We start from the raw sequence: 13,989 nt of genomic DNA, 5'->3' as shown, positions 1-13,989 counted from the left end.
CCTGCTGCCTCTTCGGGCCTGATCGATCGTTCTATAGTTAAACAGGACAGATCGACGAAAGGAAATCATGACAGTGCTCAAAGACGTGCGTGTCCTCGACCTCGGCGGAATCGGCCCCGGCCCCTTCGCCTCAATGATGTTGGCAGATATGGGCGCCGAGGTGATTCGCCTTGATCCGCCGAAGACAGCCGGCCAGCCCATGAACCCTGTTCTCGACCGTGGCAAAAGGTCGATGACCGCAGACTTCAAGTCCGAAGCCGGCATCGACCTCGCCCGGTCCCTGGCTGCGAAGTCCGACATCGTCATCGAAGGCTTCCGCCCAGGCGCCGCGGAACGCTTGGGCCTGGGCCCTGACGATCTCCACGCGCTCAATCCTGCCCTCGTCTACGGCCGCATCACCGGCTACGGACAGGACGGACCGAAGGCGCAGAAGGCCGGGCACGACCTGGGCTACATCGCCTCTGCCGGACTGCTCAACCAGCTCGGTCGCGCTGATGGGCCACCGCAGTTCCCCGCAAACCTCATCGGCGATTTCGGTGGGGGCGGCATGCTCCTCGTCGTCGGCGTTCTCGGCGCCCTCACCAGTGCCCGCACCAGCGGCATCGGCACCGTCGTCGACACCGCCATGATCGACGGCGCGAATCTCCTGTATTCGATGATGCATGGCTTCTCCGAGGTCGGCATGTGGCGTCACGACGCACGCGGGCGCAACCTCCTGGATTCCGGAGCACCGTTCTACGACGTCTATCCCACCGCCGATGACAGGTACGTGTCCGTTGCCTGCATCGAACCGGCCTTCTTCGCCGAATTCATCCGCACTCTCGACATCGAGGACCGCCTGCCCGAACCGCTGGGCGAGATCAACCATTGGCAGCCGAAGCACTGGCCCCTCATGCGGCCAGTCTTCGCCGAGGAGCTCGCCTCACGCACCTTGGCTGAACTCGAAGAACTCTTCGCCGACAGCGACGCCTGCGTCGAACCGGTCCGCACCATGGCTGAGGCGAAGACCGATCCTCATAACGTACAGCGGGGGCTCTTCTACACCGATGAGGCCGGAATCGAGCAGCCCGCACCGGCACCGAGGTTCGGCCCGGCAACCGTCGCCACCTCAACCGGAGCGGCCACCTCAACTGTGCCCACCTCGGATGGCATGGCCAGTGCAGGCCAACCTCGGCGGGCGCCGGTCATCGGTGCCGACACCGACTCGGTGTTCGCCGAATTGGGTCTGTGAACGAGCTCAGGGGCTGAGGTCAGCCGCGCCGGTTCCTGATCTCCTCGTTGACCGCGCCGATGACCTCGTGGAGGTCACCGATGATCGCGTAGTCGGCACGCTGGACCATCGTCGATTCTTCATCGGTGTTGATTGCGATGAGCGTCTTCGCCCCCTCGATTCCGGCCATGTGCTGGATTGCGCCGGAGATCCCGCATGCGATGTAGACATCCGGTGTGATCCGGCTGCCGGTCTGGCCGACCTGCTCTGTGTGGGGGCGCCAGCCCAGACCCGTGACCACACGAGAAACGCCCAGCGCCCCGCCGAGGTGGTCGACGAGCTCGAGGACTTCGCCGAATCCGTTCTCCGAACCGACCCCGCGACCAGCACCGACGACGGCGCGGGCCTGGGTCAGGCCCGAGGTGTCATTGTCGTCAGCGGTCTCGACCTCGGTGCGAACAACGCGAACGCGCAGATCCTCTGCAGCTGTTTCGGGGGAGTGGGTGAAGATCTCCGGCGTCGTCGGCGTGGTCTCCTCTGGGTTGCAGGCGTGACCGGCGAGGGTGAGAACCTGCAAGTCACCGCCGACCTGAAGACGTTCGAACGCGGCCCCGCCGAGCACCTGCCGCAGCAGTCCTTCCTCATCGGCGGCCACGACATTGGCCGCCATCCGCTCCCCGGTTCTCACAGCCACATGGGTCATGAGCTCCATTCCGCGCGGAGTGCCCGAGGCCAGAACCGCCCCGGTCTCCGGCGCGATGTCGACGAGGGCCTGCGCCCAAGCCGGAGCCGAATAGGCCTCGAGATCCGCAGTCTCGAGGTGGTGGATTCGGTCCACGCCGAGGGCGGCCAACTGCTCGGTGGCGGCCTCGGTAAGCGCGCCGATCACAGCGGCCTCCACTCCTGCCGAGAACGAGTCGGCGGCGAGGACGTCCGCGTTCGTGCGGGCGAAGGTGAGCGCCTCGGCGGAGGTCAGCGCCACCTGACCGCTCTCATCGGTCTCGACGAATACGAGAGTCATGACCTGATCACTCCGATCTCTTCCAGCACGTCGACCAGGGCCCCAGCTGCATCCGGGCCCTCGCCGAGGATGGTGACCTCATTCGCTGTGTCCGGTGGCAGCTCGAGGCCGATGCGCGGATTTCCGGCACCCGGTTCGGGTGCCACATATTCGGCGATGCGAGCCTTCTTCGCCTTCATCCGTCCGGTGATCGAGGGATAGCGCGGGTCGACGCCGCCCTCCTGGACCGCGATGACGGCGGGCAGTTCGAGAGAGAAGATCTCTGTGCCGGCCGGCCCGATCCCGCGTGCCTCGATTGACCCGCCACCTGAGCTGCCGGACCTGTCTGAGCCGGAACCCGTGCTCGCGCTCAGCGTCTGGATCCCCGTCAGCACCGGGTATTCGAGGTCGTAGGCCAGGCGGATGGGAACCTGGAAGTCGCCGGTGTCGGCGGCATCATTGCCCAGCAGCACAAGATCGAAACTCTGGCCCCCTTCGGCGCGGTCGCGGATGACGTCGCCGATGACCTGGGCGATGTCCTCGGGCCCGAACGCACCCGGATCCTCGGTTTCGATGAGGATTCCGTCGTTGGCGCCCACGCCCACGGCCGCGCGCAGCTGTTCGACCGCCTCGGCGGGGCCCAAGGTCAGTACCGTGACCTTGCCGCCGGTGGCTGCGGCCGTCTGGATGGCCAGCTCCACCGCGCATTCCTCATGCGCCGAGGTGGTGTGGCCCAGGCCGGAGTCGTCGATGTCCGTGCCTGAGGCGTCGAGCGTGATCTGGCCAGAGATGTCGGGGATGCGTTTGATGCAGACGAGGATGTCCATGACCTACCTCCTGATGCTCTCGTTGCTGGGATCGAACAGAGGGGTGGCGTCGATCGAGGCCACCGTCACGGGGTAGGCCTCCTCCATGTAGACGACGGTGAGCTGGTTGCCCAGGACCGCCTCGGCGGGAGGGAGGAAGGCCATGAGCACATGCTTGCCCAGGCTCGGGGCCGACCCCGCCGAGGTGACGAAGACGTGGTGCCCGTGCCCGTCGATGAGCGGCTGCCCGTCTTGCGATCGGATGGGTTCCCCACCGAGCATGTAGCGCTTCTCGCCGCTGGCGCTCGTGTGATCGTCGACCGTGAGAGAACACAGGATGGCCTTCGGATCCTCCTCACGGTGACGCAGGTGGGCATCGCGGCCGACGAAGTTCTGCGACTTCACCTTCGGCCGGGCCATGCCGACCTCGATGACACTGCGCTCGGAGTCGAGTTCGGCACCGAAGGCGCGATAGCCCTTCTCGATGCGACCGGTCGTGCCGTAGACGCCGAGTCCCACCGGCGCGAGGCCGTGTTCTGTCCCCGCCTCGGTGAGGACGTCCCAGAGTCTGAGTCCGGATTCCATGGGGATGTAGAGCTCCCAACCCAGATCGCCGACGTAGGAGATGCGGGAGGCCAGGACCTGCAGCGAACCGACTTCGATGGTCCGGGCTGTGCCGAACTTGAAGCCTTCGTGGGAGACGTCTGCGTTCGTGACCTGGGAGAGGATGTCGCGTGCTCGTGGTCCCCACAGGCCGATGGTCGTCCACGAGGAGGTGAGCTCGGCGATCTGGGTGCCGGTCGCCGGGAGCCGATCGGCGAACCATTTGACGTCGACCATGCCGTGGGCGGCGCCCGTGACGACGCGGAATCGGTCGTGGGCCAGTCGCATGATGGTCAGGTCCGAGCGGAACCCGCCGGTCTCGTCGAGGACCGGGGTGTAGACGACTCGACCGATGCTCACGTCCATCTGGGCCAGCACGATGGATTGGACGGCATCGAGGGCTGCAGGTCCGAATACGTCGAAGATGACGAAGCTCGAGAGATCGACGAGTCCGGCGCGCTCGCGCAGTGCGAGGTGTTCGGCATTGATGATCGGTGACCACCAGCGGGAGTCCCATTCGGCTGTGCGGTCCATGACGCGCTCGCCGAATTCCTCGAGCAGCGGCGCATTCGATTCGTACCACTGGGGACGCTCCCAGCCGGCGACTTCGAAGAAGACGGCGCCGAGTTCCTTCTCGCGCTCGTGCATGGGGGAGAGGCGGACATTGCGGTCGGAGTTCCACTGCTCGCCCGGGTGGACGATGCCGTAGGTCTTGATGAAGGCTTCCGAGGTGCGGGCGCGCACGTGTTCGCGCGTGCGTTGGTGCGGATGGAAACGGGCGATGTCGGCGCCCTGGACGTCGACCTCCGGACATCCGTTCGTCATCCACTCGGCCACGGCTCGTCCCACGCCCGGGCCTTCCTTGACCCACACCGCTGCCGCCGACCACAAGCCCTTGACCTCGGGTGATTCGCCGAGGATGGGAGCGCCGTCGGGGGTCAGGGACAGGAGGCCGTTGATCGCGTAGCGGATCTCGACGTCGGGGTTGGACAGGACATCGGGCATGAGTTCGAGGGCCTGTTCGAGCTGCGGGTCGAAATCGTCGTCGGTGAAGGGCATCTCCGTGGGGGAGAGCTTCGCGGCCTCGATCGATGGGATCTCGTCGGGTTCGTGGAGAATCGCCCGGTGAGCGTAGGAGCCGATCTCCATGTCCGAGCCGTGCTGCCGTTCGTAGCAGAAGGTGTCCATATCGCGCACGATCGGGAAGGAGATCTCACCCGTCTGCTCGGCCAGTTGCGGAACCGGGCCGACGCTGATCATCTGGTGCACCGCCGGAGTCAGCGGGATCGCGGCACCGGCCATGGCCGCGATGCGCGGACTCCAGACTCCGCAGGCGATGAGGATTTTATCCGTCTCGATCGGCCCCTTGGTCGTGTGGACGCGTGCGATCGCCCCGTTCTCGACGTCGATGCCGGTCACCTCGGTGTTCGGTGACACCGTGAGCGCGCCCTTGTTCTGTGCGGATTCGCGCATCATCGTGCCAGCCCCCACGGAGTCGACGACGCCGACCGTGGGTGTCCAGAAGGCGCCGACGATGACGGACGGGTCGAGGAAGGGGACCTTCTCAACGACCTCTTCGGGAGTGACCAGGTGGGATTCGATGCCCCAGGCCTTCGCCGAGGCCATCCGCCGTTGCAGCTCCTGCATGCGCTCCTGGGTGCGGGCGACTTCGAAGCCGCCGGACTGCGTGAAGACGCCGAGTTCCTTGTACTGGCGCACGCTGTCGAGGGTGAGGTCCGTGATCTCGCGGGAATGATCGACCGGGAAGATGAAGTTCGAGGCATGTCCGGTCGAGCCGCCCGGATTGGGCAACGGGCCCTTGTCGACCTGGACGATGTCTCTCCAGCCGAGCTCGGCCAGATGATGGACGAGGCTGTTGCCGACGATGCCTGCACCGACAACAACGACACTGGCCTGGGTGGGAATGGAAGCCACGGGAGGCTCCTCTCCGAAGGCTTCTTCGCCTTCAACGACACATGTTGCGTACTGTGCAACGTGACGCACTATGTGAAACTGGGTGCTTTGATCGTCCTCCGCCCGCCGAGGTGTGTCAAGGGTTCTATCCGACGACTGGTCGTCAGCTCTCGCGCCAGCCGGACCCTGACGAGATGTCGGCGGCCGCAGCCGCCAGCAGGTCCTTGGCGGCACAGGGATCACGCGCCTAAGGCGAAATGCGCCTGTCCTGTGACGGCGCGTGCTTTAAGTTCGTGACCCGCACTGTCCTCTCGCGCCCGGAGCGTCGGGCCGCGATTTAGGCAAGTCTCGATCGGACCCTTTGCTGGGACAGCTGGCCTCGGCTGTATGGGCGGCAGATGCGCTGCCGCGTGAGAAATTAGCTCCGCAAAAAGCGTTGTTTTTGATGTGAAGATTTGATCGAGCGGAAGGGTGCCCAGTGGGCTGGACCGGTCCGCCCTCTGACAGCATCTTCCCGTTTGGCTGGGGTCCTCCGGTAGCCGTCTCTGTGCCAGCCTCAACCGCTACACGCACGGGTCCCTATGGGTCTACAGGTGCGTCAAGTATTTCGTATTCGTCGCGGCAGTCAGTGTCGATTACAGAAACTCCCATGCTTTCCAGCACTTTTCTGAATGATGTCTCTTCATGCACCTCACCTTCCGCTTCTCCCGCTGCACCAAATACTGCGAGGGCACGCGCGCTTAGCCCTGGGGTAAATCTAGGGTGGTACCAGACTCCCTCAAAACCTGCATTCTGCAGGTCATGGGCCCATTGTCTAGTTACGCTGTAATTAGGCATCGAACATAGTTCGCTGGAAACTCCGAAAGAGAAAGCGCCGTCAGTGGAGACGTGTGCTGCCTTGATCGGGTCTGGAAGCACTAGAGACGAAACAACGCGCGATTGAGCGAAGTTCGCAGCAACCACCCCTGTTTTCATTATGTCCGGACCGATAGATTCACGGGCGGCGACTTCGTTGCTGTTCGCCAAATAGCAGGTTCCCATCGGCTGAGACAGGTTGAATCGAGAAAAGGAGGCAGAGTCGAAGAACCAGGGTTTGTACTTCTTTTGGTGGGTGCGCCTCCATCGGGTGCCCTGCTCGACTCGGCGGGCGGGGAACTCCGTGAGGTCAACCCCCTGTCTTGGTGGCTGCTGTGCGGGTTCGTCGCGATCCATAGATCGATAGTGTCACATAGCCCAGCGTGCGGCGGTGCGTTTGGCAATGCGAACAGCGGCTGCTTTATTACCTACATCAAGCAGGTCAAGAGGAGTTTGATCATCAAGCTCGAGCACGGGAGTGCGCAGCCATTGAGCAATAGTGAATGGATCGACAGATGCGCGGAGAATTTGAACGATCTCCATGACATCGTCGCGGATCATCTTTCCGTCGAACTGAAAGATGGGGAACAGGTTATCTCCCTCTACCTTCAGTGCTAGGAGTTTGTTTTCAGCAACTCTCTTACTTATCGCTGCGCGTCCGATGTTCCACATCACCGTAAGCGCCTTCGTGGTGTAGAGAGGCCCAACGATTCTGCCGAACTCACCAGCCGTGCGCGGTACCATCGCAGCCATACTTGCGCCCAGGGACACAGCGTCTTTCACACCTTCGATGTCGGTGTCAGGGAGTTTTTCAAGACCGCGCTGCACGCTGGCGAGAATTTCTTGCCTGTTTCGAGCAGCTGCCTCAGCAGTCATGGCTTATTCCTCGTTCAGTTCGTTATTTCGTTCGATTATTTAGTGTCAACCTTGTCAACTAGGACTATGTATTACACGATGTCACCTGTGCCGGGGAGTGTCAACCTTGTCAACTAAGTAGGCATCTGGAAGGCGTACCCAATTTATGTTCAGAACGACGAAGGAGCGCACGCTGGCAAGTGCGTTACGACATCGATGACCGGACACAGGTACCTACTGGCTCCGACCTGTGACATCCAACGTCCAGCAACAACCTGGGCCTTAATGTGAGGCACCTCGGGATCGGGAGCCGCCAGTCAGCCTTCGCGCCAGCCGAACCGTGACGAGATGTCAGCGGCCGCCGCCACCAGCAGGTCCTTGGCGGCATCGACCTTCTTCTCCGTGAAGCGGAACCCCGGTCCCGAGGCAGAGATTGAGGCGATGACATCGCCGTGGGCATTGTGAATGGGCGCGGAGACGGCGGTGAGGCCGACCTCGAGCTCATCGGTGACGATCGAATGCCCGGCGGCGACCACCTCGGCGATTTCGGTGAGCAGGTGGGGGATCGAGGTCACCGTGTGCGGGGTGTAGGTCGGCAGCTTTTTTTCGAGGGCGGTGCGGATGCCCGCCTCGCTCAGTCCTGACAGGAGGACCTTGCCGTTCGATGTCGCGTGCAGGGGGATGCGCTGGCCGACCCAGTTGTGGCTCTGGACCGAGGCGTTGCCGGAGACTTGGTCGAGGTAGAGGGCCGCGCCATCGGAGAGGACGGCGACGTTGATCGTCTCGCCGGTGCGCTCGGCGAGGAGCTTCGCGATGGGGCGGGCTTCCTGGACGATGTCGAGACGTGCGGTGGTGGCGCCGGCGAGGCGGAGGATGCCCAAGCCCAGGCGGTACTTGCCGCGATGCTGGTCCTGTTCGACGAGACCGCGCGCCTCGAGCGTGGAGACGATGCGGGAGGCGGTCGATTTGTGCACGCCGAGTTCGGCGGCGATGTCGGTGACGCCGGCGAGGCCGGTGCGGGCGATGACCTCGAGGATCGTGACCGCGCGGTCGACCGACTGCACGGAGCCGGAATTCGTCTCGCTGTTGCTCATTTCGAAACTGTAGCTCACATGGCACAACACGGACAGGCCTGAATCACGTGTGCTGTAGGGTGAATGCCGCCGGAGTGCCGATGGTGCTGCGGCCTATCTTTCCCCGACGGAGTTGAGCGCTATGACCAATGGGACGCAGTCGATCGATCGTGCGGCAGAGATATTGTCGCTGGTGGTGAAGGCGGATGCCCCGATCTCCTACACCGAGGTGGTGGAGTCGACGGAGCTGGCGCGCTCGACGGTCTCACGTCTGCTCTCCGCCCTCGAACGCAACGGGCTGGTCGAACGTGACGGGGACGGGCTCTATCGTGGAGGTTCCCTGTTTGCGACCTACGCTTCGCGCTTTGATCGCGTCGAAACGCTGGTCACGGCGGCTGATCCCACACTGCAGCGGCTGAGCGAGGAGACCGGCGAGACGGTCAACCTCGCCGTCCCCAGTGCCACGGGCGTCGTGCAGGTCGCCCAGGTCGATTCGACCTTCGTTCTCGGCGCCACGAACTGGGTCGACGTAGAGGTGCCACCGCACTGCTCGGCGCTGGGCAAGATCATGTACGCCTTCGACATCATCCCGGTTCCTGCCGGCCGTTTGGAACGTCGCACCCAGTACACCTTGGGGTCGCGGAAAGATCTCATGGACAACCTCGCCGAGGTGCGCGAACGTGGGTACGCGATTGTGCACGAGGAGTTCGAAGAGGGACTCGATGCCCTGGCCGCACCCGTGTACGGCGTTGACGGCAGGGTCGTCGCAGCCGTTGGCATCTCGGGTCCGACCATGCGCATCGCTGACCACCACGAGACCGTCGGCAAACTCCTCGTCGACGAGGCGGGTCTGCTCTCCCGCAGTCTCAAGCGCAAGGTCACTCACCGGTAGATTGTCTCCGTCGGTACATCGGTTTAGGAGCTCATGTGTGCCGAGTCGGCGAGGCAGAGGCGATCAGATCCGGCCGAGTTTGAGGTGCAATAGGGGGTGACAGCTGATCTGACTCGCTAAGCGCGATTCAGGCGGTACTCGTGGATGCCCTCTATCAAGCCCCGGGTTTGACAGAACGCACCTTGTTCAGCCTCCACTCGATGACGAGATTGCCCATGAAGAAGGGATTCGTTGGCTGTAGGGCCCCTTCGAGCGTTCGACTACTTCGGGAACCAAACACTTCTGCTCTGGTTTCAACCAGGGGCAGGGATCAAAGCCAATCGTTCTCACGGGCATAGCGGGCAGCGTCATGGCGAGTACGTGCATTCGTTTTGCTGATCGCATTGGAGAGATAGTTTCGTACGGTGCCCTGCGCCAGGTGCAGTTGCTCGGAGATGTCCGCCACGGAATAGCCGTTACTGGTGACTCGAAGTACGTCGATCTCTCGATCAGTGAGCGGACAGTCATCCATGACAGCTGCAGCAGAAACATCCGGATCTATCCAGCGGCGTCCCTCGTGGACAGCGACGACGACCTCGACGATCTGTGCAGGGTCCGCCGACTTGCTGACGAATCCTCGGATGCCTAAGGAGAGCGCTTTGCGCAACACACCTGGTCGAGCATGGCGGGTCAACATCAGCACTGCTTGTTCGGATCGCTCCTGGCGAAGCGCTTCCACTGCATCGAGGCCATCACTGCCTGGCATCTCAAGATCTATCACAAGGACGTCAGGCAAATGAGCCAACACAGTTGAGACAGCCTGTTTGCCGTCTGCGGCTTCTGCCACGACCTCAATATCACCTTCGAGGGGAAGGAGTGATGCGAGAGCTTTGCGCAACAGGGTTTCGTCATCGGCGAGGACGATAGAGATTGTCATAGTGATTTCCTCTCCTGGGTGCCAGGAAACTCTGCTTCCGTGATGAACTCATCGTTCTCGATTCGGGCTATCAAATGGCCGTCTGCCTCGTTAATTCGTTTTCGTAGTACCGCCAAGCCATTGAGGTCTGGGTCCACAGACGTGGATAGGCCGTCGTTGGTGATGAGGATACTCGCAGGTGTGAGAGTGATATGCACTTGATTGGCTTGAGCGTGTCGGAGAATATTTGTCGTTGCCTCCCGAAGCACGAGACTACTCAGAGTCTCGACAATCCCCGTAGGCGTCCCCCCATTACGGACGCTGACGTCAATGTTGTCTGCTTCGAAGAGCTGTCGTGCATTCTCCAACTCACCTGCCAAAGTCAGATTGCGCTCACCGTGAGCCAGCGACTTGGACTGTCCGATCGTCTCCAAGAGAAGTTCCTGGATCTGAGCAATCTCCACCTCAGCTGCATCTGGATCAGCACGGAGCAAGCGCTGTGCCAATGCAGTCTTGAGTTTGACCACATGAAGAGTGTGGCCCTGTATGTCGTGAAGGTCAGCAGCAATTCTGAACCGCTCTCGCAACACTGCCAGGTTTGTGTATGTCTGGTGGCCTGCGTCAAGTTCGACTAGCAGGTTCCATGACACACGTGTACCCCAGAAAGCCAATGCCCAAATGGCAGGTAGCAACACGGCCAAGCCTACGTAGAGCAAGGTCAACTGTGACTGTGTGATGGAGACGAGCAAACCGATGGCTGCGCAACCCATTATGGTGCCGGTGCTAGCGAATAGAGAGATGTTTGTCTTGCCGCGAATCATCGCCGCTGCAGGAATGGCAACGGCTACAACGGCCCCTGGTGAAATGTGCAGAAGCGACGATATCGTCCAGGTCACAATGCCCACGGACAGCCCGAGGGTCGCTCTTGTTCCAGCGTAGGTCTGCTGCCAACGAAGGACCGGCGGTAACGTGAGTCCTGCCGATGGCAGGAGCAGCAACGGGTGCCACCAAGAGTCAGCGGCAGATGCAAGCGTGGTCAACCACGTTACTGCCCAGGCCACGATAAACCCCTGGCTGACCAATACACGCATGCGCGCGAGAGTTCTAGTCGGGCTGGTCGTCTCCGCAGGGACAGTCATGCTTCGTCGTCCTCCGAGTGGGGGGAGTCGGAATCGTTGTCGCTGTTCTTGCCGACAAATGCAAGCGCTATTGCAGTGGCAACGATGGTTCCGACGAGAGCGAAGATCAACCATCCAGCGCCAATCGATTGTGGCGACGGAAGGTTGGAAGCAATCCAACCCGGAACGATTTTGATCCCAGTGGGAAGATTTGCCAGTATCCAGACTCCACCGATCGCTCCGGAAATAGAGAGTATCGCGAGAAGGGCTACCTGAACCTTGTTCATCTGCTTCCTTCCGCTGCCATTCCACCAGCCTTCCATGTCTGATGGCACGGAACAACTGACGCAGCGTCATATTCATAGACGGTCCGGCGCCTCACCCGGAGAGATTCCGTCATTTGGACGCGGTTAGTGCAGTTCTGGGTAATCGCAGCGTTTCGTTTGCATTTAACAACCGATACGCCGACTCTGGTTCTGCGCAAAATATGGTTAATCCACCAGTCACTGCCGATGCAAAAGTTGACGGAGACAATAACGCCGGCTGGCGGTGCGGAGGACCATGAAGTCTCCACACCGCCAGCCGGCTGGGGTGGTGTCAGCTCGACATGGCGACCACACGTGCCTTCAGAAGGCCGTCAACGGTCTCATCGGATTCAAAGGACGACGTCACGTCGTTGCGCTCGGAATCGTGGGATCCGAAGGCCGCCGTGATACATGTGACCGCTGTTGTCGCAGTAGTCGTCACGGGGGTCGCAAGTACGGGCTGGGCGTCGATGTTTCGACCAATCCGAGTGATTTCGGCTGAGTCGGCGAAGCGGGTGATGCGGTTCTGCATGATTGTCTGTCTCCTGCTACTATATGTGCGATTTAAACGGCCGGATTCATTACCTCCCGGATACAACAACCGTATCGAAGCGCGAGGGGAGTTTGAATCCATAAAACTATGGATAAATCACTGCTGAGCACCCGATTAACTAGCTCACCGGTAGTCGATTGTTATGACACACTGTCACATGCTCAATGAAGCAAAGTCATTTCGAATAGTGATGCATGACGACTGTTAGTGCTTCCGGCTAAGAGATCAACTAGATACATGACCTCAAACACACTGATCGAAGCCAAGGAGCTCTCAGTCCGATACGGAGATTTCATCGCGGTCGACAGACTCTCCCTCGCGATAGCCCAAGGAGAGCTCTACGCATTGCTCGGGACCAACGGAGCGGGCAAGACTTCTACGCTGGAGACGTTGCAAGGTCACCGCGGGCCCTCTAGCGGAAGGGTCGCTGTCTTCGGGGCGGATCCGCGTGACATTAAGAAAGTACGCCCGCGCACTGGCATCATGTTGCAGGAAAGCGGCTTCGCTCCGACCCTCAAAGTGGCGGAAACGGTGCAGTTGTTCGGTGACTTAAGTGGTCGCATTGACGATGCGCGGAGAGTTGTCGATGTTGCAGGCCTGTCAGACAAGGCGAACGTGCGCGTCTCACAGCTCTCGGGCGGAGAGAAGCGCAAACTCGACTTCGCTACCGCTATTTTTGGCAATCCTGAACTTATCTTCCTTGATGAACCGACAGTTGGTTTGGATATCGGTGCGCGAGATCAATTGTGGGCGGCCATTAACGAGATCCGCGATCAAGGTTGCACGATTGTCCTCACAACGCATTACCTCGAAGAGGCAGAGCAGTACGCCAACCGCATCGGGCTAATGCACCACGGAAAAATCCAGATGGAAGGATGCTTCAGCGACTTAGCCAGCTCGTTTCCCGCGAAGATTCACTTCGAGGCAGCAGCGGAGAAGGCAGCGATCCCGTTTCCAGTGGAAGCCGAGGGGCCATACGCCTGGGCAATTTCCACCGAGAATGCTGAGCGCGACGTCTTCGAATTGCAGTCCTGGGCGCGTCAGCAAGGGATCGGCATACACGGGCTCAGTGTCCGACGCGCCAATCTCGACGACATCTTCCGCACACTCTCACACTGATCAAGGAAGCAGTATGTTCACAATCGCAAAATATGAAGGCATTCAGTTGCTTCGAGATCCGCTTGTGCTCTTGATGTCGACGCTGATTCCCCTGGCAGCCTGCGGATTCATCTATTGGAGTTTGGGAAGCGCCAATATCGCTCTTGCTGCTGTCTTCGTTCCGTTCTTCATGGGGTCGTTCGTGATCTATGGAAGCTCAGTGACGACATTGGCCGCCCGCCGACAGAACCTCTTCCTCAAGCGCCTCCGGTGCACTTCTGAATCGTCGGCCGGAATCGTGATTGGGCTGATCCTCACATTCATTCTTTTGGCAGCAGCCGAGACGATCGGGATGATAACGGTGTTCTCCATTCTTCAGACGCCTCCATCCAACTTCTTCTTATTCATCGTCGCAGTCACTTTGGTGCTGGCACTCTATGTCGGTTTTGGTCTAGCTACTGCAGGAGTGACAAAGAGTCCTGACAGCGCTCAAGTGACAACTCTCCCGGTCGCACTCGGTGTCATGGGAGTCGCATTCTGGGTTGCTGTTTCTGGTACCGAGACACTGACGCTGCTCAAGCTAGCACTGCCCGGAGGGGCCGCGGCCGAGCTCCTGCTCGGTGCGTGGCAGGGAACTCAATGGCAGGAAGCGGCAATACCTTTGATCGTCACTGTGGCCTGGACAGCAATCGCCTTCGTCGCATCCAAATTCTTCTTCAAATGGGAACCGCGCCGCTGAGATTGCCAACGGATGAAAGTGGGATGATGAGATGACAGCTACAACCTCGCAGGCTTCACATGAAGTCCATTTT

General features: G+C 60.8%; 14 protein-coding genes. 4 read left to right on the top strand and 10 right to left on the bottom strand.

All coding sequences use genetic code 11. The annotated features are described in order from the left end of the window. Nucleotides 1-67 precede the first annotated feature (67 nt). Nucleotides 68-1,231, top strand: coding sequence for a CaiB/BaiF CoA transferase family protein (locus tag BLT92_RS07425; RefSeq protein WP_092104484.1), 1,164 nt, complete (start codon nucleotides 68-70; stop codon nucleotides 1,229-1,231). Between the two features lie 19 nt (nucleotides 1,232-1,250). Here the strand turns inward: BLT92_RS07425 and BLT92_RS07420 are convergent, their stop codons facing one another. From BLT92_RS07420 to BLT92_RS07395, 6 genes are all read right to left on the bottom strand, one after another. Continuing rightward, entirely contained in the window at nucleotides 1,251-2,231 is a 981-nt protein-coding gene (locus BLT92_RS07420; RefSeq protein ID WP_092104483.1) for an electron transfer flavoprotein subunit alpha/FixB family protein, read from the bottom strand. Next, on the bottom strand, nucleotides 2,228-3,037 hold the full coding sequence (locus tag BLT92_RS07415) for an electron transfer flavoprotein subunit beta/FixA family protein (RefSeq protein ID WP_092104481.1): 810 nt from the start codon (nucleotides 3,035-3,037) through the stop codon (nucleotides 2,228-2,230). The genes BLT92_RS07420 and BLT92_RS07415 overlap by 4 nt, the downstream gene beginning before the upstream one ends. Nucleotides 3,038-3,040: 3 nt before the next feature. Further along, the gene (locus tag BLT92_RS07410; RefSeq protein ID WP_092104479.1) at nucleotides 3,041-5,554 is read right to left on the bottom strand and encodes a GcvT family protein; all 2,514 of its coding nucleotides are present in this window, start codon (nucleotides 5,552-5,554) and stop codon (nucleotides 3,041-3,043) included. 558 nt (nucleotides 5,555-6,112) lie between these two features. Further along, nucleotides 6,113-6,745, bottom strand: a complete 633-nt coding sequence (locus BLT92_RS07405) for an RES family NAD+ phosphorylase (RefSeq protein ID WP_092104477.1) — start codon at nucleotides 6,743-6,745, stop codon at nucleotides 6,113-6,115. Between the two features lie 12 nt (nucleotides 6,746-6,757). Further along, nucleotides 6,758-7,264, bottom strand: coding sequence for an antitoxin Xre/MbcA/ParS toxin-binding domain-containing protein (locus BLT92_RS07400; RefSeq protein ID WP_092104475.1), 507 nt, complete (start codon nucleotides 7,262-7,264; stop codon nucleotides 6,758-6,760). Nucleotides 7,265-7,560: 296 nt separating this feature from the next. Beyond that, nucleotides 7,561-8,337, bottom strand: a complete 777-nt coding sequence (locus tag BLT92_RS07395; protein WP_092104473.1) for an IclR family transcriptional regulator — start codon at nucleotides 8,335-8,337, stop codon at nucleotides 7,561-7,563. 121 nt (nucleotides 8,338-8,458) lie between these two features. Between BLT92_RS07395 and BLT92_RS07390 the strand changes: the two genes are divergently transcribed. Continuing rightward, complete coding sequence (locus tag BLT92_RS07390; RefSeq protein WP_092104471.1) at nucleotides 8,459-9,208, top strand: IclR family transcriptional regulator; 750 nt, start codon at nucleotides 8,459-8,461, stop codon at nucleotides 9,206-9,208. Nucleotides 9,209-9,518: 310 nt separating this feature from the next. Here the strand turns inward: BLT92_RS07390 and BLT92_RS07385 are convergent, their stop codons facing one another. From BLT92_RS07385 to BLT92_RS07375, 4 genes are all read right to left on the bottom strand, one after another. Further along, a complete protein-coding gene (locus tag BLT92_RS07385; RefSeq protein WP_092104469.1) occupies nucleotides 9,519-10,124 on the bottom strand; it encodes a response regulator transcription factor in 606 nt (201 codons plus the stop codon). Beyond that, nucleotides 10,121-11,194 (bottom strand): sensor histidine kinase, encoded by a 1,074-nt coding sequence (locus BLT92_RS07380; protein ID WP_157691379.1) that lies wholly within the window; start codon nucleotides 11,192-11,194, stop codon nucleotides 10,121-10,123. The genes BLT92_RS07385 and BLT92_RS07380 overlap by 4 nt, the downstream gene beginning before the upstream one ends. A 44-nt stretch (nucleotides 11,195-11,238) precedes the next feature. Then, nucleotides 11,239-11,508 carry a hypothetical protein gene (locus tag BLT92_RS20385; RefSeq protein ID WP_157691378.1) on the bottom strand — a complete coding sequence of 90 codons (270 nt, stop codon included), beginning with the start codon at nucleotides 11,506-11,508 and terminating at the stop codon, nucleotides 11,239-11,241. 310 nt (nucleotides 11,509-11,818) lie between these two features. Next, nucleotides 11,819-12,058, bottom strand: coding sequence for a hypothetical protein (locus tag BLT92_RS07375; RefSeq protein ID WP_092104465.1), 240 nt, complete (start codon nucleotides 12,056-12,058; stop codon nucleotides 11,819-11,821). A gap of 258 nt (nucleotides 12,059-12,316) precedes the next feature. Here BLT92_RS07375 and BLT92_RS07370 point away from each other — a divergent pair, with 258 nt between their 5' ends. Beyond that, the gene (locus BLT92_RS07370; protein WP_092104463.1) at nucleotides 12,317-13,198 is read left to right on the top strand and encodes an ABC transporter ATP-binding protein; all 882 of its coding nucleotides are present in this window, start codon (nucleotides 12,317-12,319) and stop codon (nucleotides 13,196-13,198) included. Nucleotides 13,199-13,211: 13 nt separating this feature from the next. Then, nucleotides 13,212-13,916: an ABC transporter permease gene (locus tag BLT92_RS07365; RefSeq protein WP_157691377.1), complete on the top strand. Its 705-nt coding sequence runs from the start codon at nucleotides 13,212-13,214 to the stop codon at nucleotides 13,914-13,916. The last annotated feature ends 73 nt before the right edge of the window (nucleotides 13,917-13,989 follow it).

The sequence above is a fragment of the Brevibacterium picturae genome (genome assembly GCF_900105045.1).
Classification (GTDB): Bacteria; Actinomycetota; Actinomycetes; order Actinomycetales; family Brevibacteriaceae; genus Brevibacterium; species Brevibacterium picturae.
Note: the sequence above shows the minus strand (reverse complement) of the source record. Positions and strands in the feature narration are given on the sequence as shown.

Coding starts and splice junctions, on each gene's coding strand:
- BLT92_RS07425 (WP_092104484.1), top strand. CDS start 68: ATGACAGTGCTCAAAGACGTGCGTGTCCTCGACCTCGGCGGAATCGGC.
- BLT92_RS07385 (WP_092104469.1), bottom strand. CDS start 10,124: ATGACAATCTCTATCGTCCTCGCCGATGACGAAACCCTGTTGCGCAAA.
- BLT92_RS07390 (WP_092104471.1), top strand. CDS start 8,459: ATGACCAATGGGACGCAGTCGATCGATCGTGCGGCAGAGATATTGTCG.
- BLT92_RS20385 (WP_157691378.1), bottom strand. CDS start 11,508: ATGAACAAGGTTCAGGTAGCCCTTCTCGCGATACTCTCTATTTCCGGA.
- BLT92_RS07420 (WP_092104483.1), bottom strand. CDS start 2,231: ATGACTCTCGTATTCGTCGAGACCGATGAGAGCGGTCAGGTGGCGCTG.
- BLT92_RS07415 (WP_092104481.1), bottom strand. CDS start 3,037: ATGGACATCCTCGTCTGCATCAAACGCATCCCCGACATCTCTGGCCAG.
- BLT92_RS07380 (WP_157691379.1), bottom strand. CDS start 11,194: ATGCGTGTATTGGTCAGCCAGGGGTTTATCGTGGCCTGGGCAGTAACG.
- BLT92_RS07375 (WP_092104465.1), bottom strand. CDS start 12,058: ATGCAGAACCGCATCACCCGCTTCGCCGACTCAGCCGAAATCACTCGG.
- BLT92_RS07395 (WP_092104473.1), bottom strand. CDS start 8,337: ATGAGCAACAGCGAGACGAATTCCGGCTCCGTGCAGTCGGTCGACCGC.
- BLT92_RS07370 (WP_092104463.1), top strand. CDS start 12,317: ATGACCTCAAACACACTGATCGAAGCCAAGGAGCTCTCAGTCCGATAC.
- BLT92_RS07365 (WP_157691377.1), top strand. CDS start 13,212: ATGTTCACAATCGCAAAATATGAAGGCATTCAGTTGCTTCGAGATCCG.
- BLT92_RS07405 (WP_092104477.1), bottom strand. CDS start 6,745: ATGGATCGCGACGAACCCGCACAGCAGCCACCAAGACAGGGGGTTGAC.
- BLT92_RS07400 (WP_092104475.1), bottom strand. CDS start 7,264: ATGACTGCTGAGGCAGCTGCTCGAAACAGGCAAGAAATTCTCGCCAGC.